Here is a 19,389-nt window from a genome sequence, read left to right on the forward strand (position 1 = left end):
CCGCGGGCCTTTTCCCATCCCCTCCCAGCCTTTATAGTCACAGTGACTATAAAGAAGGAGGCGGGCGTGAGTCTCGCGGACATACTCGATCCCCTGCAGCAGCCCCTGGTGACGGTCCTGGACACCCCGGTCAGCTGGACCGAGGTTCTGGGCTTCGGCAGCGGGGCGCTCTGCGTCTGGCTCGTGGCCCGCCAGCACCTCGCCAACTGGCCGATCGGCATCGCCAACAACGTCTTCTTCATCCTGCTGTTCGCCCAGTCCGGCCTGTACGCCGACGCCGGCCTCCAGATCGTCTTCATCACCCTCGCCGCGTACGGCTGGTGGACCTGGACCCACGGGGGTGGACCAGGGACCTCGGTCCTGCCGGTGCGCAGAACGACCCGCACCGAATGGACCTGGCTGCTCGCGGCGGGGGTGGTGGGGACCCTGGGGATCACCCTGCTGCTGTCCCGGGCCACCGACTCCACCGTCCCGTTCTGGGACGCGCTGACGACCTCCCTGTCGCTGATGGCCACGTACGGGCAGTGCCGGAAGCGGCTGGAGTCCTGGTGGCTGTGGATCGCGGCCGACGTCGTCTACATCCCGCTGTACGCGCACAAGGGGCTCTACCTGACCTCGCTGCTGTACGCCGGGTTCCTCGCCCTCTGCCTCGTCGGCCTGCGCAACTGGCACCGCGACCTGACCGCCCGTGACGCACGGCCCCTGGAGGTGGCCGCCGCATGAAGCGCTACGAACACGGCCTGGTCCTCGGCAAGTTCTACCCGCCGCACGCCGGCCACCACCACCTCGTCGAGACCGCCCGGGACCACTGCGAGCGGCTGACCGTGCTGGTCTGCGCCGCCTCCGTGGAGTCGGTCCCGCTCGCGGACCGGGTGGCCTGGATGCGCGAGGTGCACCCGGACGTCACGGTGGTGGGCGCGGTCGACGACACGCACATGGACGTGCACGACCCCGCGGTCTGGGACGCGCACATGGCGGTCTTCACCGCCGCGGTGCCCGAGCGGGTCGACGCGGTCTTCACCTCGGAGGCGTACGGGGAGGAGCTCGGCCGCCGCTTCGGTGCCGCGTCCGTCCTCGTCGACCCCGACCGTACCCTCCTCCCGGTCTCCGGCACCGCAGTGCGCAAGGACCCGGTCGGCTGCTGGGACTTCCTCCGGCCGCCGGTCCGGGCCGCCCTCGCCCGCCGGGTCGTCGTGCTCGGCGCCGAGTCCACGGGCACCACCACCCTGGCGCGGGCACTCGCCGGCCACTACCGGGCCCGGGGCGGGGTCTGGGCCCGGACGGCGTACGTCGCGGAGTACGGGCGCGAGTACAGCGAACAGAAGCTCGCCGCCCTGCGCGAGCGGTGGCCCGGGGCCGCCTGGGAGGACGTCACCTTCACCACCGAGGACTTCCCGCTCATCGCGCGGACCCAGAACGGCCGGGAGGAGGCCGCCGCCCGCATCGGGTCCCCGGTGCTCTTCTGCGACACGGACTCCTTCGCCACCACCGTCTGGCACGAGCGGTACGTCGGCGGACGCAACCCGCTCGTCGAGGAGATCGCGGACCGGGCCGCCCACCACCTGTGGCTGCTCACCGACCACGAGGGCGTCGCCTTCGAGGACGACGGGCTGCGGGACGGCGAGGAGCTGCGGCCCTGGATGACCGACCGCTTCCGCGCCGAACTCACCCGAACGGGCCGCCGGTTCATCGAGATCGCCGGCCCGCCAGAGGTCCGTCTCGCCGCAGCCGTCGCCGCCGTGGACGAACTCCTCGCCACCGGCTGGGACTTCGCCGCCCCGCTCCAGGAGAAGCGGTGAGCACCGGCGTACCCGAGGGGTACGACCCGCACGCCTTCTGGCCGTTCGCGGTCACCGTCGACCTCGCGGTCTTCACCGTCCGGGACGCGGCGCTCCACGTGCTGCTGGTCGAACGCGGCCAGGACCCCTTCCGGGGCCGCTGGGCGCTGCCGGGCGGCTTCGTCCTGCCCCGCGAGTCCGCCGACGAGGCGGCCCGCCGTGAGCTGGCCGAGGAGACCGGACTCGGCCCGGACGCGGTGGGCGCCTTCCACCTGGAACAGCTGCGCACCTACACCGACCCGGACCGCGACCCGAGGATGCGTGTCGTCTCGGTCGCGTACGCCGCACTCCTGCCGGACCTGCCCGAACCGCGTGGCGGCGGGGACGCGGCGAGCGCCCGGTGGTGGGGCGCGGGCTCCACCGGGCCGCTGGCCTTCGACCACGACCGGATCCTGGCCGACGCCCACGACCGGATCGGCGCCAAGCTCGAATACACCTGCCTGGCCACCGAGTTCTGTCCGGCGGAGTTCACGCTCGGCGAGCTCCAGCAGGTCTACGAGACGGTCTGGGGCGTCGAGCTGGACCGCCCCAACTTCCGGCGCAAGGTCCTGAACGCGCCCGGCTTCGTCCAGCCGGTCGAGGGCCCGCCGCGCCGTACCGGCGGCCGGGGCAAACCGGCCGCGCTTTACCGGGCGGGCGGAGCCACGGCCCTGCACCCGCCCCTGCTGCGCCCGCCGCCCACCGAACCCTCCCTCTCGCGCCCGGAAGGACGAACGCCATGACCATCGCCACCCGAACCCTCACCAAGCAGGCGGCCACCGGATCGCTCACCGGGCTCGCGCTCGGTGACGCGCTGGGCTTCCCAACCGAGTTCAACGACGTCCCCGCCATCCTCACCAAATGCGGCCCCTGGCGGCAGATGGCCCTGCCGACCCCCGCGATCGTCACCGACGACACCCAGATGACGATCGCCCTGGGCCGGGGCATCCGGACCGCCATGGACAGCGGACTGCTCACCCCGGACCGGCTGGTGGACCCGGTGCGAAGGGAGTTCATCGCCTGGTACCACTCGCCGGACAACAACCGGGCCCCCGGCAACACCTGCCTCACCGCCTGCCGCATGCTCCAGAGCACCCGCGTCTGGCAGGAGGCGAGCCAGACGCGCTCCAAGGGGTGCGGCGCCAACATGCGGGTCGCGCCCGTCGGTCTCGTCCCCGGGCTCAGCGACGAGCAGCGCGCCGGCGCCGCCCAGCTCCAGGCCGCCCTCACCCACGGCCACCCCACCGCGCTGGCCGCCTCCGACCTGACCGCCCGCGCCGTCTTCCTGCTCGCCCAGGGCGCCGAACCCCTCGGCCTGATCGGCCAGTTGCGCAGCTACGCCTACGAGAACAGCGGCCGCTACCTGACCCGCTGGCTCGGCGACCTGTGGCGCTACGCCGGGGACGCCTCGCCCGAGGCGTTCATCACCCGCGGCTGGGACGAGTGCCAGAGCGCGCTGGCCGCCGTCCAGGAGGCCCTGCGCGACCCGTCGCCCGAGACGGACCCGTGCGAGCGGACCGGGGACGGCTGGGTCGCCGAGGAGGCCCTCGCCACCGCCCTGCACTGCTTCCTCCTCTTCCCCGAGGACCCGCTCACCGCCCTGCGCCGGGCCGCCTGCACCCGGGGCGACTCCGACTCGATCGCCTGCCTGGCGGGGGCCTTCGCCGGGGCCCACCTGGGCGCGGGGGCCTGGCCCAAGGAGTGGTCGGAGCGGATCGAGTACCGGAGCGACCTGCTGTCGCTGGCGGCGCTCTGGGACGCTTGATCCATGAGCACCCCACCCCTCACCCTGGCGCGGGCCGGTCTGCCGGTCGCCGACCTGCGCCCCGATCTGGCCGAGGCCCCGGGTCCGCTGGTCTTCGCCACGGTCTCCGGCGCCCATCTCTACGGCTTCCCCTCCCGGGACTCGGACGTGGACCTGCGGGGGGTCCACGTCCTGCCCGCCGAGGACCTGGTGGGGCTGCACGAGCCGGAGGAGACCCGGACCCGGATGTGGGAGCGGGACGGGATCGAGATGGACCTCGTCACCCACGACCTGCGCAAGTTCGTCCGCCTGATGCTCCGGCCCAACGGCTACGTCCTGGAGCAGCTGCTCTCCCCGCTGGTGGTGCACACGAGCGGCCTCCATGCCGAACTGGCCGCCCTCGTCCCCGGCGTACTGACCCGCAACCACGCCCACCACTACCGGGGCTTCGCCGGTACGCAGTGGCGGCTGTACGCGAAGACGGGCGAACTCAAACCGCTGCTCTACACCTTCCGGGCACTGCTCACCGGCATCCACCTGATGCGCGGCGGGGAGCTGCAGGCCCACCTGCCCACGCTGCTCGACGAGGTCGACGCCCCCGCGTTTCTGCCCGGCCTGATCGAGGCGAAGGCGGAGGCCGAGCACGCGGCGGCGACGGGCCTGGACGGGGGAGCGGTGGCCCGGGACATCGAGGAGCTGCACCGCGTCCTGGACGAGGCGCAGGAGCGCTCCCGGCTGCCGGAGGCCGCGACGGCCCTCCAGGACCTGCACGACCTCGTCGTACGCGCCAGGCTGGCGCCCTGACGCCCGGTTCCTAGGCCGACGCCCGCCGGGTCCGGACCAGGAAGTCCTCCACCGCCGCCCGGTCCGGCCCGGGCGGCAGTGGGGAGGCGTGCGCCGCCTCGTCGTTCTCCTCGGCCAGGCGGTTCATCCGGCGCTCCACCTCCGGCCAGGGCACCTCGCCCCGCTTCACCGTCAGCAGCTCCTCGCGCGCGTCGCCGACGTCGATGCGCAGCTCGCCGGTGCGCAGCAGGTCCCGGCCGCTCGCCAGCAGCCGCAGCAGGTGCATCGCGTGCTTCCAGCGGGGCTCGCCGTACTGCCGTACGTCGGCCTCCAGCTTCTTCCGCTGGCCCATGGCGTAGCGGACGAACGTGGAGTGCGCGAGGCGGGAGAGGAACGCGGCCCTCAGCGCGATCAGTTCGCGGCCGGTGTCGTCGACGTACTCCACCAGCGGTGAGTGCAGGCACTCCAGCACGTTCGGGTTGGCCCGCAGCGCCAGCTCGCAGAAGCGCTCCAGCTCCCACGAGAACTGTTCGGGTCCGGGGCCCTCGATATGCGCCGGGGGCTTGTCGAAGCGCCAGAACAGGGGGGTGGGGGCGACATACACGCCCCGCCGGTCGGTGTCGCTGTCCTCCGTCGCCAGGCCGAACGCGCGCGAACCCATGACACACGCGTAGACCGTGTGGTGGCGTACGAGCGTCTCGTCGGCAGGAGTGATCATGGCGGCGAGGGTACGTGGACGGCGGCCCGCCGCGCCCCCGGATTCCGGCGCCCCGCTCCCGGGATTCCGCTGCCCCGACCCCGGATTCCGGCTGTCGTCCTCAGCCCAGCAGGATCTCCCCGCCCGAGACGGTGATCTGCTCGGCCGGCAGCGGACGGGTCGCCGGGCCGGCCTCGACCGCCGCGTCCGTGACGGAGAACTTGGAGCCGTGGCAGGGGCAGTTGATGGTGCCGTCGGTGACCGTCGAGACGAGGCAGCTCGCATGGGTGCAGACGGCGGAGAACGCCTTGAACTCGCCCTCCTCCGGCTGGGTCACCACGACTTTCCGGTCCTTGAAGATCGTGCCGCCGCCGACCGGGATGTCACCGGTCGCGGCGAGCCGCTCACCGCCCGGCGAGGCGCCGGGCGACGCCGCGTCCGATGGATCGCCCGACGCCGTCGGCGTACCGCTCGCGTCCTCGGCGCCGTCCGCGTCGCCGGACGATCCGCAGCCGGTCACCAGGGCGGCGGCGCCCGCCGCGCCCGCGGTCAGAACCGTCCTTCGCCGTGCGTTCATGGGCTCTCCAGTTGTCGAGGCGTGATCCGTGCTGGTCATGGTGGTGCCAGGGAGCGCACAGGTGAAGCAACCGGGCGGGCCGGGGATACTTCCTGTACGGTCGTCCAGGAAATCGCCCATGGGAGGCCCACCGTCATGCACACCGCAGCTCAGGTCCTGGTCGCGCTCGTCGCGCTGATCCACGTCTACTTCCTGGTCCTGGAGATGTTCCTCTGGGACACCGACCGCGGCCGCACGGCCTTCGGCACGACCGCCGAGTTCTCCCGTGAGAGCGCCACCCTCGCCGCCAACCAGGGCCTCTACAACGGCTTCATGGCCGCCGGACTGATCTGGAGCCTCCTCGCCGCCGACCCGGTCTCCTACCAGGCGCAGATCTTCTTCCTGAGCTGCCTGGTCGTCGCCGGGGTCTACGGGGCCGTCACAGTGAGCCGGAAGATCCTCTTCGTCCAGGCGGTGCCGTCCGCACTCGCCCTCGGCGCCGTCCTGCTCGCGGGCTGAGATCCTGGGCCGATGACACCCGCAGTCACGGCCGGCAGCGCCGACCCGCGCACCGCACGCACCCGTGCCAAGCTCCGGGCGGCCCTGCTCGCCGCCTGCGAGCACCGGCCACTCGAACAGGTCAGCGTCGCGCAGGTGGTCCGCGGGGCCGGGGTCGGCCGCGCCACCTTCTACCTCCACTACGACGACCTGCACGCCCTCGCGGTGGACGCCTGCGCCGAGGTCGTCACCGAGGCCGTCGACGCCCTGCACGCCTGGGACGGCGCGCCGCCCGGCCCGGACGCGCCCCCGGCCCCGCTCGCCGCCCTCCTCGCGTCCATCCACACCCGGGCACCCGTCTACCGCAGCCTGCTGCGCGAGGGCGGCGGCCCGCTCGGCGAGCTGCTCCACCGGGAGCTGCGGCAGCGCAGCCTCGACGAGCTGCGCGCCCGCCGCCCGGCGGACACCGGACACGACCTCACCGCGAGCGCGGTCGCCGGGATCTTCACCGGGGTGCTCGCCGACTGGGTGCACGGGCGGATCACCGCGACGCCCGGGGAGCTCGCCGGCCGGATCTGGCGCATGCTCCTCGCGGTCCACGCCGCCGCCCGTCTCACGGAGAGAGCGCGGTGACCGGGGCGGACGCCTCCCCTCTAGGGTGATCGGGAGCAGCGCGGAAGTGAACGAGCGAGGAGTACGACGTGGCGGTACGAGCGGTCCGAGGAGCCGTCCAGCTGGAGCGGGACGAGGCCGGGCACATGGACGAGCGGGTCGGTGAGCTGCTCACGGCCGTCCTGGAACGCAACGAGCTGGTCGCCGACGATCTGATCAGCATCTGGTTCACCGCCACCCCGGACCTGCACAGCGACTTCCCGGCCGCCGCCGCGCGCGGCCTGGGGATCGTCGACGTACCCCTGATCTGCGCACAGGAGCTGGACATCGAGGGGGCCATGCCCCGCGTCGTCCGCCTCCTCGCCCACGTCGAGACCTACCTCTCGCGCGCGGAGATCCAGCACGTCTACCTCGGCGCCACCGCCGCCCTGCGCAAGGACATCGCCCAGTGAGAACCGCCCTCGTCATCGGAACCGGGCTCGTCGGCACCTCCGCCGCCCTGGCCCTGGCCGGCCGTGGCATCCACGTCCACCTCGTCGACCACGACCCCGAGTCGGCCCGCACCGCGGCCGCCCTCGGCGCCGGCACCGAGGAGCCGCCGGAGGGCCGGGTCGACCTGGCCGTCGTCGCCGTGCCGCCCGCCCACACCGCCACCGTCCTGGCCGCGGCCATGCGCGCCGGAGCCGCCCGCGGCTATCTGGACGTCGCCAGCGTCAAGGGCGGCCCGCGCCGCGAGCTGGAGGCGCTCGGCATCGACCTCACCCCGTACATCGGTACGCACCCGATGGCGGGCAAGGAGCGTTCGGGGCCGCTCGCCGCCACCGCCGACCTCTTCGAGGGCCGCCCCTGGGTCCTCACCCCGACCCGGGACACCGACACCGAGGTACTCAACCTCGCCCTGGAGCTCGTCGCGCTCTGCCGGGCCGTCCCCGTCGTCATGGACGCCGACGCGCACGACCGGGCCGTCGCCCTCGTCTCCCACACCCCGCAGCTGATCTCCTCCATGGTCGCCGCGCGGCTGGAGGAGGCCGACGAGACCGCCGTACGCCTGTGCGGCCAGGGCATCCGCGACGTGACCCGGATCGCTGCGTCCGACCCCCGGATGTGGGTGGAGATCCTCTCCGCCAACCCCGGACCGGTCGCCGACGTGCTCGCCGGGGTCGCCGCCGACCTGGAGGAGACCGTGACCGCGCTGCGCGGCCTGCACTCCGCCGACGAGGAGAAGCGGCGCGCGGGCACCGAGGCCATCCAGGACGTCCTGCGCCGGGGCAACGCCGGCCGCGTCCGGGTCCCCGGCAAGCACGGCGCCGCCCCCGCCGCCTACGAGACCGTGGCCGTCCTCATCGGCGACAAGCCGGGCGAGCTGGCCGCGATCTTCGCCGACGCGGGCCGGGCCGGGGTCAACATCGAGGACGTCCGCATCGAGCACGCCACCGGACAGCAGGCGGGCCTGGTCCAGCTCATGGTCGAACCGAGCGCCGCCCCCGCGCTCGGCGCGGCCCTCACCGAGCGCGGCTGGTCGATCCGCAGCTGAGACCGGCACGGGGGTGGCCCCCGGCGCCACCCCCGTACGGGGACGGAGGCTCCCCCGTACGGGGTACAAGGGCGCGCCCGGCACTCGGTAACCTGGTACGAGGCCGCCCGCAGGCGCGTCCGTCCCCACCCCGTGTACCAGGAAGGTGTCCACCGCCGTGGAAACCGCAAGCTCCGCAGTGATCGTCGCCATCGACGGGCCCTCGGGCACCGGCAAGTCGAGCACCTCCAGGGCCGTCGCCGCCAAGCTCGGCCTGAGCTACCTGGACACGGGCGCGCAGTACCGGGCCATCACCTGGTGGATGCTGAACAACGGCATCGACGTGACCAGCCCGGCGGAGATCGCGACGGCGGCCGCCAAGCCCGTGATCATCTCCGGCACCGACCCGACCGGCCCGACGATCACCGTCGACGGCGAGGACGCCTCGGGCCCGATCCGCACCCAGGAGGTCACCTCCAAGGTCAGCGCCGTCAGCGCCGTCCCCGAGGTGCGCACGATCATCACCGAGCTCCAGCGCTCCATCGCCGCCGGGGCCGAGGGCGGCATCGTCGTCGAGGGCCGGGACATCGGCACCACCGTGCTGCCCGACGCCGACCTCAAGATCTTCCTCACCGCCTCCCCGGAGGCCCGCGCCGCCCGCCGCAGCGGTGAGGTCAAGGGCTCCGACCTCGCTGCCACCCGCGAGGCCCTCATCAAGCGGGACGCCGCCGACTCCGGCCGCAAGACCTCCCCCCTCGCCAAGGCGGACGACGCCGTCGAGGTGGACACCACCGAGCTGACCCTCCAGCAGGTCATCGAGTGCGTCGTCACCCTCGTCGAGGAGAAGCGGACCACCGCGTGAGCGACGCCACGGGGGCGCCCACACTGCGCGGAGCCGCGGTCGGGCGAACGATCGGCATCGGCCTGATGTACGGGCTCTGGAAGCCCCGGGTGCTCGGCGCGTGGCGCGTGCCCGCCGCCGGACCCGTCATACTCGCGGTGAACCACTCCCACAACATCGACGGACCGATGCTGATGGGGACCGCACCCCGGCCGGTGCACTTCCTGATCAAGAAAGAGGCGTTCGTCGGCCCCCTCGACCCGTTCCTGCACGGGATCGGACAGATCGAGGTGGACCGTACGACCGTCGACCGCACCGCCATCGGCCACGCGCTGGGCGTCCTGGCGGACGGCGGGGCGCTCGGGATCTTCCCGGAGGGCACCCGGGGCGAGGGCGACTTCGCCTCGCTGCGGGCCGGACTCGCGTACTTCGCGGTACGCGGCGGGGCGCCGATCGTCCCCGTCGCCGTTCTGGGAAGCACGGAGCGCCGCGGACGGTTGATACGGGGGCTGCCCCCGCTGCGCAGCCGGGTCGACGTCGTCTTCGGTGACGCCTTCGACGCGAGCGCCGGCGACGGGCGGCGTACGCGCAAGGCGCTGGACGAGGCGACCCTGCGGATCCAGGCGAAGCTCACCGCCCACCTGGAAAGTGCCAAGCGCCTCACCGGGCGATGGGCCAGACTTGACCGGACTTGAGTAGTGGACGGCGCTGATCGCGGTCCATCGATGATGATGCAAAGAGGAACGGACTTCATGAACGACCAGATTCACTCCGACGGCTCGGACCACGAGCACGGAGAACTTGGCGATGCCGAGTACGCGGAGTTCATGGAGCTCGCCGCGCAGGAAGGCTTCGACCCCGAAGAGGTCGAGGGCGCCCTCGGTGAGGCCGGTCACGGCCCGCTCCCCGTGCTCGCCGTCGTCGGCCGCCCCAATGTCGGCAAGTCGACTCTGGTGAACCGGATCATCGGCCGCCGTGAGGCCGTCGTGCAGGACAAGCCCGGCGTCACCCGCGACCGCGTCAGCTACGAGGCCGAGTGGGCGGGCCGCCGCTTCAAGGTCATGGACACCGGCGGCTGGGAGCAGGACGTGCTGGGCCTCGACGCCTCCGTCGCCGCCCAGGCCGAGTACGCCATTCAGACGGCCGACGCCGTCGTCTTCGTGGTCGACGCGACCGTCGGCGCCACCGACACCGACGAGGCCGTCGTCAAGCTGCTGCGCCGTGCGGGCAAGCCCGTCGTGCTCTGCGCCAACAAGGTCGACGGCCAGAGCGGCGAGGCCGACGCCACAGCCCTGTGGTCGCTCGGCCTCGGTGAGCCCTACCCGGTCTCCTCGCTGCACGGCCGCGGCACCGGCGACATGCTGGACGCCGTCCTCGAAGCCCTCCCCGATGCCCCCGAGCAGAAGTTCGGCACCGCGCTCGGCGGCCCCCGCCGCATCGCGCTGATCGGCCGTCCGAACGTCGGCAAGTCCTCCCTGCTGAACAAGGTCGCGGGAGAGGACCGGGTCGTCGTCAACGAGCAGGCCGGCACGACCCGGGACCCGGTCGACGAGCTGATCAAGCTGGGCGGCATCACCTGGAAGTTCATCGACACGGCCGGCATCCGCCGCCGCGTCCACCTCCAGGAGGGCGCGGACTACTACGCCTCGCTCCGTACGGCAGCCGCCGTGGAGAAGGCGGAGGTCGCCGTCATCCTGATCGACTCCAGCGAGTCCGTCAGCGTCCAGGACCAGCGGATCATCACCATGGCCGTGGACGCCGGGCGCGCCATCGTCGTCGCCTTCAACAAGTGGGACACCCTCGACGAGGAGCGCCGCTACTACCTGGAGCGCGAGATCGAGACGGAGCTCGCGCAGATCGCCTGGGCCCCCCGTGTCAACGTCTCGGCCCTCACCGGCCGGCACATGGAGAAGCTCGTCCCGGCGATCGAGACCGCGATCGAGGGCTGGGAGACCCGCATCCCCACCGGCCGGCTCAACGCCTTCCTCGGTGAGATCGTCGCCTCCCACCCGCACCCGATCCGCGGTGGCAAGCAGCCGCGCATCCTGTTCGGCACCCAGGCGGGCACCAAGCCGCCGCGGTTCGTGCTGTTCGCCTCCGGCTTCCTGGAGCACGGCTACCGCCGCTTCGTCGAGCGCCGGCTGCGCGAGGAGTTCGGCTTCGAGGGCACCCCGATCCACATCTCGGTCCGGGTCCGCGAGAAGCGCGGCCGCAACAAGTAGCACCCACGCGTACGGGAGAGCCCCGGCCGTCCCCCACGCGGGGGGACGGCCGGGGCTCTCCCGTACGCGGACTCAGGACTCCCGGGACCCCGGCGGAAGCGCCGCGGGCCGGGGACGCCCGGCATGGCGTCCCACCCGCTGCCAGGAGCCGAGCGTCCCGGTGTGCTGGCTCTGGCTGCTGCCGGTCCCGGAGTGCCGGTCCTGCCCGGCCGGGGCCGAGTGGCCGAGCGGGGCCCGGGAGGCGAAGAGCCCGGCGCCGAAGGCCGGGAAGCGGAGGTTCTCCTCACCGCTCCGGTCACCCGGCAGCGCCCGGAACGAGCGCCGGTACTCGGAGTACAGCGCGTCGTAGATCGGGGTGGCGGACATGCCCACCGATGGTTCCTGCGAGGGACGCATGGCAGGAATCTGGCTCTGGTGCTGGCGGGAGGGGTCGTATGAGTGCACGTAGGTGCCAACGACCTCACCGCCCGTCGGATGCGGTCCCGCCGGAGAAAACGCTGTTCGGCGGGGGTGCCCGAGCGGGGCGGACATGATCAGGTCCCGGCCAGCGGCATCGAGGCGGCGACCAGCGCCCCGTTGACCGCGGCCTTCTCCAGGGCGTCCCGGAGCAGGTCCTCGCGCGGCTGCTGGCCGATGGTGCCGGCCGGTGCGGCGAAGACGAGGACCGTCTGCGACTTGTTGACCGCGGCCCGCCAGCCGTCGGTCACCTGGAGCGGCTGGTGGGCCTGCCACCAGGCGACCGGGTTGCCCCCGCCGGAACCGGGCTGCAGCACGGCGTGCAGCTGGCCCACTGCGAGCAGCACCGACCAGCCGGGCAGCCGCGCCGGCAGTGCGGTCAGGTCGGGGGCCGGGTGGAAGCCCTGCTCCAGGAGCAGCTGGAGGAACTCGTCGCCCCCGCTGCCGTCGGTGCCGGGCCGGGCGACCGGCCCCGTCGGTTCGACGACCAGGGCCGGTCGGACATCGTCCTCGATGAGAACGAGACCGCTGGTGATGCCGAGTACGGCCTGTTCGGGCATGCGCCCCTCCGTATTCTTCTGCTCGCTGCCGGTGATGCTGCGCACCGCGCCCTGGAGCTGGTCCTCCGCGACCTTGACGACCTGCGAGGGGATGCACGTCGCGTGGGCGAACGCGAGCACGGCGGTCTCGTCCCCGATGAACAGCACCGTGCTGGTGCGTTCCTGGTCGGAGTCGCCGGGGGTGCGGCAGGAGGTGCAGTCGTAACTGCCGGGGGTGTCGTCGCCGACGAGCAGCCGGTCGGCTTCGTCGTCGCCGATCTCGGCGCGTACGTCCTGGCTGACGTCGAGCATGCGCGGCACGGGTGGCTCCTCGAACTCGGTGCGTGGGCCGGGGGGTTCCCGGCTCATGAAGAGACAACGCGGGATCCGTGGCCGGGGTCACGCACCGGCAGGGACGGAAGTGAGGACCGGGTCGACACATCGCTACGTCGAGGAGTCGATCCATGGGCCCCGGGAGCGGTTGTGCCGCGGTGCGGAGAGTCTCCGGAGTTTTTGCCCGGACGCAGGCAACCTTTCCGTCGAGTTCTCCGTCAAGCACGGGAGTAATACGCTGCCGGAACGGGCGGCGGGCAGGCGTCCGGAGGATGTACCGAACGCCACCGAATCGTGCGCCGGACAGCGGGTGCCGACGGTGATCCGGATTCAGCGATTCCGGGAACCTGCTGGTCAACCACGGTGCCGGCTCCGCAGCGAGGAGCCGGATAACGCGATGCATTCACCTGCGGAATCCGTCCGGATTCCGGACGTATTCCGGACGGATTTCGGGTGGTAAACCGCCTGGACGTAGAGTCGCAACAGACCGGCCAGGCCAGGGGGAAACGACATCATGCATATTTCATTTCTTCTGCACAATGCGTACGGTATCGGGGGAACGATTCGCACGACCTTCACACTCGCCCGCACTCTCGCCGAACAGCACGACGTCGAGATCGTCTCCGTCTTCCGGCACCGCGACGCGCCCGTGCTCGGCGCGCCCGAGGGCGTGACGATGCGCCACCTCGTCGATCTGCGGAAGAAGAGCGCGACGTTCGACGGCGACGCCGCCCAACACGCCCGGCCCGCCACGGTGTTCCCGCACGGCGACAGTCGGCACAAGCAGTACAGCAGGCTCACCGACGCCCGGATCGCCGCCCATCTCCAGGCGCTCGAAGCCGACGTCGTCGTCGGCACCCGCCCCGGACTGAACGTGCACATCACCCGGCAGACCCGCCGGGGCCCGGTGCGCGTGGGGCAGGAGCACCTCACGCTGGACAACCACGGCTACCGTCTGCGGCGCGAGATCGCCCACCGGTACACCCTGCTCGACGCCCTCACCACCGTCACCCGCGCCGACGCCGAGGACTACCGCAGGCGGATGAAGCTGCCGGGCGTGCGGATCGAGGCCATCCCCAACGCCGTTCCCGAGTCCGCCTTCCCGCCCGCCGACGGCGACCTGAAGTGGGTGGTCGCGGCGGGCCGGCTGCACCGGGTCAAACGGTACGACCTGCTCGTACGGGCCTTCGCCCAGGTCTCCGCGGCCCGCCCCGACTGGCGGCTGCGGATCTACGGCGGCGGGGACGCGTCCGGCGACGAAGAGGCCTCGCTGCGCGCGCTCATCGGCCAACTGGACCTGCGCGAGCAGGTGTCCCTGATGGGCTCGGCCAACCCCATGGAGGCCGAGTGGCCCAAGGGGTCGATCGCCGCCGTCACTTCGGACCGCGAGTCCTTCGGCATGACCATCGTGGAGGCGATGCGCGGCGGACTGCCGGTCGTGGCCACCGCCTGCCCGCACGGACCGGCGGAGATCATCGAGGACGGCGTCGACGGCCGTCTCGTACCGGTGGGTGACACCGACGCGATCGCCGTGGCGCTGCTCCAGCTGATCGAGGACGACGGCCTGCGCCACCGGATGGGCCGCGCCGCGCTCTCGGCGTCGGAACGCTTCGACCCGGCGCGGATCGCCGAGAGCCACGAGAGCCTGTTCACCGAACTGGTCGCCCACGGCGCCCGGGGCCGGGGCCACGGCCCCCTGCGCACCGCGCTGCACCGCACCCGGGGCACCGTCCTCGACGGGGCGTACGCGCTCCGCTGCAAGGCCGCCGACGTCCTTCGTAAGGGCGGGGCCGCCTGACCGGCACAGGGTCGCCCGACCGCCACCGCCTGCCAGGGCTTGCGGACCGAGGCTGTCCGCAAGCCCTGGCAGACTTCTCCCCATGTTGGAGACCTCGGCACGACTGCTGCGTCTGCTCTCACTGCTCCAGGCCCACCGGGACTGGTCCGGCGCGGACCTGGCCGAGCGGCTCGGCGTCACCCCGCGCACCGTGCGGCGGGACGTCGACAAGCTGCGTGAGCTCGGCTACCCGGTGAACGCCAGCCCCGGCACCGGCGGCGGCTACCAGCTCGGGGCCGGGGCCGAGCTGCCGCCGCTCCTGCTGGACGACGAGGAGGCCGTCGCGGTCGCCGTGGGGCTGCGCACGGCGGCGGGCCACGGCATCGAGGGCATCGGCGAGACCTCCGTACGGGCACTGGCCAAGCTCGAACAGGTGCTGCCGAACCGGCTGCGCCGCCGGGTGAGCGCGCTCGGCGCCTTCACCGTGCCGATGCTGCGCGGAGCCGACACCTCCACCGTCGACCCGGCCCTCCTCACCGAGCTGGCCGCGGCCTGCCGGGACAGCGAGCGGCTGCGCTTCTCCTACCGCTCCCACGGCGGCTCCGACTCCCGCCGGACCGTGGAGCCGCACCGGCTCGTCTGCACCGAGCACCGCTGGTACCTGGTCGCCTGGGACCTTGACCGGGCGGACTGGAGGACCTTCCGGGTGGACCGGATCACCCCGACCCCGCCGCACGGCCCCCGTTTCACGCCCCGGCCCCCGCCCGCCGAGGACCTGGCCGCCCACGTCTCCGAAGGCGTCGCGGTCTCCGCCTACGCGGCGCGGGCGGTGCTCCTGGTGAAGGCCCCGCTGGCGGAGGCCGCCCAGCACATCTCACCCTCCGCCGGGGTGCTGGAGCCCGTCGACGCGCAGACGTGCCGGCTCACGGCGGGGGCGCCGAACCTGGAGGTCCTGGTGATCCACGTGCTGCTCATGGGGATCGATTTCGAGGTGGTCGAGCCGCCCGAGCTCATCGAGGTGATGACCCGGGCCCGGGACCGGCTGACCCGGGCGCTGGCCGGATCGTGAGATTCCGCCTGTTGTCCGGGAGACGGAGATCCGTGGGAGAAACGTGAGGAAATATAAGACGGGTATAAGGGAGCATGAAATTCAGGTGTCCCGCCCATTCGGGTGACGGACCATCGGACGGTAAAATCAGCAGGTCACCCCGGGTGTTTACGGAGTGTCGCGACCGGCACCGCCGCGAGACCGTACAGGGGCGTCCAGCCATTTCGCACCCCCACTTCCGGGCGGGCCGTTCGAGTGAATAGGCCGGGCTATACATGTGTGGGGATTCTGTGACACAAGCGTGACCGCGGCGGCACCCGGGGATGCGGGGGACGGCCTCGCGGCCCGGCCTTCCGTCCTCGCCCGCAGCCGCCTACGGTGAGGGGTATGGCCTCACTACCGACCCCTCCCGCACAGCCGGACGACGCCCCCGAGCCGTACGTCGGCCTCGCTGCCGACACCGCCGAGCAGCTGGCGAGAAGCCGTGGCTGGGACACGGTCCGGGCGGTTCCGCCGGGCACGTTCCTGACGATGGAGTTCCGTTCCGGCCGGATCAACTTCCAGGTCGAGGACGCCACGGTGACCCGCTGCTGGGTGGGCTGACCCCCGCACGCGCTCCGATACGACGGAAGGCCCCGACCACGTGGTCGGGGCCTTCCGTCGTATCGGAGCGCGTCGCTTCCTAGCCGCCCGTCATCGGGCGCGCCGGGCTCGCGGCGCCCCGGGAGCCGTGTTCGGGCTGCGCGCAGCGGGTGCCCGCGGGAGCCGCCGCCGGCCGCTCCGGGCAGACGGCGGGCGCCGTGTGCGCCCGCACCCGGGATCCGGTCGCCAGGTGCGCGCCGGGAGCGCCCGCACCGGCCGCGAGGGCGGCGCCCTCGGCGGCGATCGACTGGGGGAGCAGCACCGGCTGCGGCCCGCCTTCGGGGGCCCGGACCGGGCGGCCCGCCCTGCGCCGCTCGCGCCACCGCTCGCGCACGTCGAAGATCCAGCTCTCCGTGCGGGCGATCAGCGGCTCGAACCAGGGCAGCGCCAGCAGGATGAGCAGCCCCGCCGCCCAGCCCAGCACCACATCGCTGAGCCAGTGCGTGCCGATGTAGACGGTGGTGAGGCCGACGCCCAGCGAGACCGTGGCGGAGACCGCCGACAGATAGCGCCTGGCCCGGGGCGTGGTGGCCAGATAGGCCAGGATTCCCCAGGTCACGACGGCGTTCGCGGTGTGTCCGGAGGGAAATATATCGCCGCCGGCGAACATCTCGGCCGAGCCGATCTGCGTCGCGTAGTGCGGGCCCAGCCGCCCCAGCCCCAGCTTGACCGCGCCCACCGTCACATTGAGCAGCAGCAGGGAGGTGCCGAGGACCAGCAGCGGCCGGAGCGTGTGCTGACGCCAGGAGCGCCAGCCCAGCCAGCAGGAGACCATCACCGCCGTCGGGCCGCGCTGGCCGAGCACGACGTAGTAGTCGAGGAAGGCGTGCAGTTCGGGCCACTGCTGGTAGGGCCGGAACAGCATGACCTTCCAGTCCAGGGTCACCAGCCAGGACGTCACGAGCACGGCGAAGACGATGGCGAGATAGAACGCCAACGTCCCGCCGAAGAGGGCGATGCGGTGACGGCTCATCCGCGGTGCCACTATCTTCGGCGGTTCCGGCTCCCGGTCCAGGCGGGCAAAGATGTCGGTACGCACCCAATCGACGTTACAGCGAGTGAGTGTGTGAGCAGGCCAATCCGGCCGCTTTGTGATGACGATGTGATGTGGACTTCGTCTCAGAACGGTGACTTTTTCCGGGTGCGGAGAAGAATCTCCGTGATCTTGCGGCCAATTTCCCCGGGGTTCCGTTCGGAAGCATGTTTGATCTTCCAGGTAATTTCGCACACAGGAATCCGCGGGAATTGATCGGGCCATTCGGGGGAGGCGCACCCCGTCCCGCCCCGCCTCCGGCGGGCCCGGCACGGGGTCACCGGCGGGTCCGGTGTGGCGTACGCCACACTGTGTGGCGGACCGGCGTATGAGGTGGGCCACGTGTCACCAGGCCGAACTCGCGTACGCTGACGGCTCACTCGCCCGTCGATGCCGGGCCCCGGGAGACACGCACACCACGTCCCCGCCGGTCCACCGAGCGCGAGGAACCCATCGGGAGGTAGGCAGATGTCCGGGACGACCACGGCCGGAGTCCGGCTGCGCCGAGCCGCCGACGGCGCCAACCGCTGGGTCGTCCTCGTCGTCCTCTGCCTCAGCCTGCTGGTGGTCGCGCTCGATGCGACCGTGCTCCATGTCGCGGTCCCCTCGGTCACCGAGGATCTGCGCCCGAGCGCCACCGGACTCCTGTGGATCGTCGACGCCTACCCCCTCGTCTGCGCCTCGCTGCTCATCCTCTTCGGCACGCTGGGTGACCGGATCGGCAGACGCCGCGTGCTGCTCTTCGGCTACGCGCTGTTCGGCGTCGCCTCCCTGCTGGCCGCGACCGCCGACACTCCGGCCGTTCTCATAGCGGCCCGCGCCCTGCTCGGTGTCGGCGGCGCGATGATCATGCCGGCGACCCTGTCGATCCTGCGCCAGGTCTTCCCGGACCGGCGGGAGCGGGCCCTCGCCATCGGGGTGTGGACCGCGGTCGCCGCGGTCGGCGCCGCCGTCGGACCGGTCGTCGGCGGCTTCCTGGTCGAGCACTTCTGGTGGGGCTCGGTCTTCCTGATCAACATCCCGCTGATGGCGGTCATCCTCCCGCTCGGCCGCTGGCTGCTGCCGGAGTCGCGCGGCGCCGAGGACGGCCCGTGGGACGTGCTGGGCGCGCTGACCGCCGCCGCCGGGGTGCTCGGAGTCGTCCTCGGCGTCAAGCGCCTGGGCGGCGGCGAGGCTCTCCTGGACCCGGTCTCGCTGGGCCCGCTGGCCCTCGGGCTGGCGCTCCTGATCCTCTTCGTGCGCCGCCAGAAGCGCCGTACGCATCCGCTGATCGACATCTCGATGTTCGCCCGCCCGGCCTTCTGCACCGCCGTCGGCTGCATCGTGCTCGCCATGCTGGCCCTGGTCGGCCTCCAGCTGATTGCCGTCCAGTACCTCCAGCTCGTGCTGGGCCTCAGCCCGCTGGAGACCGGGCTGCGGCTGCTGCCGCTGACCTTCGCCGCGATGGCCGCGGGCGCCACCGGCTCGTACACCCTGCGCCGCGTCGGCCCCCGCAGGATGGTCGGCTGGGGCTTCGTCCTGACGGCCTCCTCCGTCCTGCTGCTCACCTCGATGGGCCAGCACGACCGGCCCGCCCTGCTGACCGCGGCTTTCGTCCTCCTCGGCTTCGGGCTCCAGTCGACGCTCTTCGGGGCGTACGAGTCGATGCTCAGCGACGCCCCCGCGGAACGGGCGGGCGGGGCCGCGGCGATAGGGGAGACCTCCTACCAGCTGGGCGCGGGCCTGGGCATCGCCCTCCTCGGCAGCGTCATGAACGCCGCCTACGCCCCCGGACTCGCCTCCCTGCACGAGAAGGGCGTGCCCGCCCGCGCCGGCGCGGAGGCCTCCCACTCGCTGGGCGAGGCCTACCAGGTGGCCGCGCAGCTCGGCGGCCCGGCGGGGGAGCTGCTGCGTTCCACGGCCCGGCACGCCTTCGTCGGCGGGCTCCACGTCACGCTCTTCGTCAGCGCCGGTCTGCTGCTGCTCGGGGCACTGGCGGCGCTGCGGCTGCCGAGGGTGATGGACTGTGCGCCGAATGAGCTCTGCGCCCTGGGCGACCGCCCGGCCGCCGAGTCCGGCACCTCCGAGCTCCCGGCCGCGGAGCCGAAGGTCCCCGGCCGCCCGGCCGCCGAGTCCCAGACCTCCGACTCCCGGACCTCCGGCGCCCTCCCGGCTCCCGCCGTCCCGGAGCGCCCCGCCCCGCGCCTGACTCTCCCCGCGCGGCGCGAACCGGCTGAGGCCACCGGCTCTGGACGAGCGGCACACTGAGCCGTAACGTCTCCACGACGCTCTGACTACC

At 72.5% G+C, this 19,389-nt stretch carries 21 protein-coding genes; 16 read left to right on the plus strand and 5 right to left on the minus strand.

The window, feature by feature from the left end; all coding sequences use genetic code 11:
* Window positions 1–66 precede the first annotated feature (66 nt).
* From pnuC to ACK8N7_RS29680, 5 genes are read left to right on the plus strand one after another with little or no spacing between them, the layout of a single operon-like run.
* A complete protein-coding gene (gene pnuC / locus ACK8N7_RS29660) occupies window positions 67–723 on the plus strand; it encodes a nicotinamide riboside transporter PnuC (protein WP_055561281.1) in 657 nt (218 codons plus the stop codon).
* Entirely contained in the window at window positions 720–1,799 is a 1,080-nt protein-coding gene (locus ACK8N7_RS29665) for an AAA family ATPase (protein WP_500444543.1), read from the plus strand. The genes pnuC and ACK8N7_RS29665 overlap by 4 nt, the downstream gene beginning before the upstream one ends.
* Complete coding sequence (locus tag ACK8N7_RS29670) at window positions 1,796–2,560, plus strand: NUDIX hydrolase (protein WP_403211682.1); 765 nt, start codon at window positions 1,796–1,798, stop codon at window positions 2,558–2,560. The genes ACK8N7_RS29665 and ACK8N7_RS29670 overlap by 4 nt, the downstream gene beginning before the upstream one ends.
* Window positions 2,557–3,582, plus strand: coding sequence for an ADP-ribosylglycohydrolase family protein (locus tag ACK8N7_RS29675; protein WP_403211684.1), 1,026 nt, complete (start codon window positions 2,557–2,559; stop codon window positions 3,580–3,582). The genes ACK8N7_RS29670 and ACK8N7_RS29675 overlap by 4 nt, the downstream gene beginning before the upstream one ends.
* Before the next feature lie 3 nt (window positions 3,583–3,585).
* Window positions 3,586–4,365: a nucleotidyltransferase domain-containing protein gene (locus tag ACK8N7_RS29680; protein ID WP_500444544.1), complete on the plus strand. Its 780-nt coding sequence runs from the start codon at window positions 3,586–3,588 to the stop codon at window positions 4,363–4,365.
* Window positions 4,366–4,375: 10 nt separating this feature from the next.
* Here ACK8N7_RS29680 and ACK8N7_RS29685 read toward each other — a convergent pair whose 3' ends face one another.
* Both ACK8N7_RS29685 and ACK8N7_RS29690 read right to left on the minus strand, forming a co-directional pair.
* Window positions 4,376–5,062: a nucleotidyltransferase domain-containing protein gene (locus tag ACK8N7_RS29685; RefSeq protein WP_403211688.1), complete on the minus strand. Its 687-nt coding sequence runs from the start codon at window positions 5,060–5,062 to the stop codon at window positions 4,376–4,378.
* Window positions 5,063–5,162: 100 nt separating this feature from the next.
* Window positions 5,163–5,618, minus strand: coding sequence for a Rieske (2Fe-2S) protein (locus tag ACK8N7_RS29690; RefSeq protein WP_500444545.1), 456 nt, complete (start codon window positions 5,616–5,618; stop codon window positions 5,163–5,165).
* Between the two features lie 135 nt (window positions 5,619–5,753).
* Here ACK8N7_RS29690 and ACK8N7_RS29695 point away from each other — a divergent pair, with 135 nt between their 5' ends.
* The 7 genes from ACK8N7_RS29695 to der all read left to right on the plus strand — a co-directional run bounded on the left by ACK8N7_RS29695 (window position 5,754) and on the right by der (window position 11,283).
* On the plus strand, window positions 5,754–6,116 hold the full coding sequence (locus tag ACK8N7_RS29695; RefSeq protein ID WP_403211692.1) for a DUF1304 domain-containing protein: 363 nt from the start codon (window positions 5,754–5,756) through the stop codon (window positions 6,114–6,116).
* Between the two features lie 12 nt (window positions 6,117–6,128).
* A complete protein-coding gene (locus ACK8N7_RS29700; RefSeq protein WP_403211694.1) occupies window positions 6,129–6,728 on the plus strand; it encodes a TetR/AcrR family transcriptional regulator in 600 nt (199 codons plus the stop codon).
* 68 nt (window positions 6,729–6,796) lie between these two features.
* Window positions 6,797–7,159 carry a chorismate mutase gene (aroH, locus tag ACK8N7_RS29705; RefSeq protein ID WP_015607659.1) on the plus strand — a complete coding sequence of 121 codons (363 nt, stop codon included), beginning with the start codon at window positions 6,797–6,799 and terminating at the stop codon, window positions 7,157–7,159.
* Window positions 7,156–8,241, plus strand: a complete 1,086-nt coding sequence (locus tag ACK8N7_RS29710; RefSeq protein ID WP_403211696.1) for a prephenate dehydrogenase — start codon at window positions 7,156–7,158, stop codon at window positions 8,239–8,241. Before aroH ends, ACK8N7_RS29710 begins: the two co-directional genes overlap by 4 nt.
* Before the next feature lie 145 nt (window positions 8,242–8,386).
* Window positions 8,387–9,082 carry a (d)CMP kinase gene (cmk, locus tag ACK8N7_RS29715; RefSeq protein ID WP_403211698.1) on the plus strand — a complete coding sequence of 232 codons (696 nt, stop codon included), beginning with the start codon at window positions 8,387–8,389 and terminating at the stop codon, window positions 9,080–9,082.
* Window positions 9,079–9,756, plus strand: a complete 678-nt coding sequence (locus ACK8N7_RS29720; RefSeq protein ID WP_403211700.1) for a lysophospholipid acyltransferase family protein — start codon at window positions 9,079–9,081, stop codon at window positions 9,754–9,756. The genes cmk and ACK8N7_RS29720 overlap by 4 nt, the downstream gene beginning before the upstream one ends.
* A gap of 57 nt (window positions 9,757–9,813) precedes the next feature.
* Window positions 9,814–11,283: a ribosome biogenesis GTPase Der gene (gene der, locus ACK8N7_RS29725; protein WP_032758264.1), complete on the plus strand. Its 1,470-nt coding sequence runs from the start codon at window positions 9,814–9,816 to the stop codon at window positions 11,281–11,283.
* Window positions 11,284–11,355: 72 nt separating this feature from the next.
* On the opposite strand, the gene ACK8N7_RS29730 is transcribed toward der, so the two are convergent.
* Together ACK8N7_RS29730 and ACK8N7_RS29735 are read right to left on the minus strand one after the other, a co-directional pair.
* Complete coding sequence (locus tag ACK8N7_RS29730; protein WP_402207995.1) at window positions 11,356–11,679, minus strand: hypothetical protein; 324 nt, start codon at window positions 11,677–11,679, stop codon at window positions 11,356–11,358.
* A 137-nt stretch (window positions 11,680–11,816) separates the two neighbouring features.
* On the minus strand, window positions 11,817–12,599 hold the full coding sequence (locus ACK8N7_RS29735; protein ID WP_403211702.1) for a DUF8842 C-terminal domain-containing protein: 783 nt from the start codon (window positions 12,597–12,599) through the stop codon (window positions 11,817–11,819).
* Window positions 12,600–13,125: 526 nt separating this feature from the next.
* Here ACK8N7_RS29735 and ACK8N7_RS29740 point away from each other — a divergent pair.
* From ACK8N7_RS29740 to ACK8N7_RS29750, 3 genes are all read left to right on the plus strand, one after another.
* On the plus strand, window positions 13,126–14,409 hold the full coding sequence (locus ACK8N7_RS29740; RefSeq protein ID WP_403211704.1) for a glycosyltransferase family 4 protein: 1,284 nt from the start codon (window positions 13,126–13,128) through the stop codon (window positions 14,407–14,409).
* A gap of 82 nt (window positions 14,410–14,491) precedes the next feature.
* Entirely contained in the window at window positions 14,492–15,457 is a 966-nt protein-coding gene (locus ACK8N7_RS29745; protein WP_500444546.1) for a helix-turn-helix transcriptional regulator, read from the plus strand.
* 366 nt (window positions 15,458–15,823) lie between these two features.
* Entirely contained in the window at window positions 15,824–16,039 is a 216-nt protein-coding gene (locus tag ACK8N7_RS29750) for an I78 family peptidase inhibitor (RefSeq protein WP_031123857.1), read from the plus strand.
* 79 nt (window positions 16,040–16,118) lie between these two features.
* Here the strand turns inward: ACK8N7_RS29750 and ACK8N7_RS29755 are convergent, their stop codons facing one another.
* On the minus strand, window positions 16,119–17,117 hold the full coding sequence (locus ACK8N7_RS29755) for a phosphatase PAP2 family protein (RefSeq protein WP_403211708.1): 999 nt from the start codon (window positions 17,115–17,117) through the stop codon (window positions 16,119–16,121).
* 462 nt (window positions 17,118–17,579) lie between these two features.
* On the opposite strand from ACK8N7_RS29755, the gene ACK8N7_RS29760 reads away from it, so the two are divergent.
* Entirely contained in the window at window positions 17,580–19,358 is a 1,779-nt protein-coding gene (locus ACK8N7_RS29760) for an MFS transporter (protein ID WP_500444547.1), read from the plus strand.
* Window positions 19,359–19,389 lie beyond the last annotated feature (31 nt).

Origin of the sequence: Streptomyces griseobrunneus, assembly GCF_046713465.1 — a bacterium.
Classification (GTDB): domain Bacteria; phylum Actinomycetota; class Actinomycetes; order Streptomycetales; family Streptomycetaceae; genus Streptomyces; species Streptomyces microflavus.

Excerpts from the sequence above, each read along its gene's own strand:
- ACK8N7_RS29750 (WP_031123857.1), top strand. The coding sequence starts at position 15,824 with ATGGCCTCACTACCGACCCCTCCCGCACAGCCGGACGACGCCCCCGAG.
- ACK8N7_RS29730 (WP_402207995.1), bottom strand. The coding sequence starts at position 11,679 with ATGCGTCCCTCGCAGGAACCATCGGTGGGCATGTCCGCCACCCCGATC.
- ACK8N7_RS29690 (WP_500444545.1), bottom strand. The coding sequence starts at position 5,618 with ATGAACGCACGGCGAAGGACGGTTCTGACCGCGGGCGCGGCGGGCGCC.
- ACK8N7_RS29685 (WP_403211688.1), bottom strand. The coding sequence starts at position 5,062 with ATGATCACTCCTGCCGACGAGACGCTCGTACGCCACCACACGGTCTAC.
- ACK8N7_RS29745 (WP_500444546.1), top strand. The coding sequence starts at position 14,492 with ATGTTGGAGACCTCGGCACGACTGCTGCGTCTGCTCTCACTGCTCCAG.
- der (WP_032758264.1), top strand. The coding sequence starts at position 9,814 with ATGAACGACCAGATTCACTCCGACGGCTCGGACCACGAGCACGGAGAA.
- ACK8N7_RS29680 (WP_500444544.1), top strand. The coding sequence starts at position 3,586 with ATGAGCACCCCACCCCTCACCCTGGCGCGGGCCGGTCTGCCGGTCGCC.
- ACK8N7_RS29675 (WP_403211684.1), top strand. The coding sequence starts at position 2,557 with ATGACCATCGCCACCCGAACCCTCACCAAGCAGGCGGCCACCGGATCG.
- ACK8N7_RS29760 (WP_500444547.1), top strand. The coding sequence starts at position 17,580 with ATGTCCGGGACGACCACGGCCGGAGTCCGGCTGCGCCGAGCCGCCGAC.
- ACK8N7_RS29740 (WP_403211704.1), top strand. The coding sequence starts at position 13,126 with ATGCATATTTCATTTCTTCTGCACAATGCGTACGGTATCGGGGGAACG.
- ACK8N7_RS29700 (WP_403211694.1), top strand. The coding sequence starts at position 6,129 with ATGACACCCGCAGTCACGGCCGGCAGCGCCGACCCGCGCACCGCACGC.
- ACK8N7_RS29665 (WP_500444543.1), top strand. The coding sequence starts at position 720 with ATGAAGCGCTACGAACACGGCCTGGTCCTCGGCAAGTTCTACCCGCCG.
- ACK8N7_RS29695 (WP_403211692.1), top strand. The coding sequence starts at position 5,754 with ATGCACACCGCAGCTCAGGTCCTGGTCGCGCTCGTCGCGCTGATCCAC.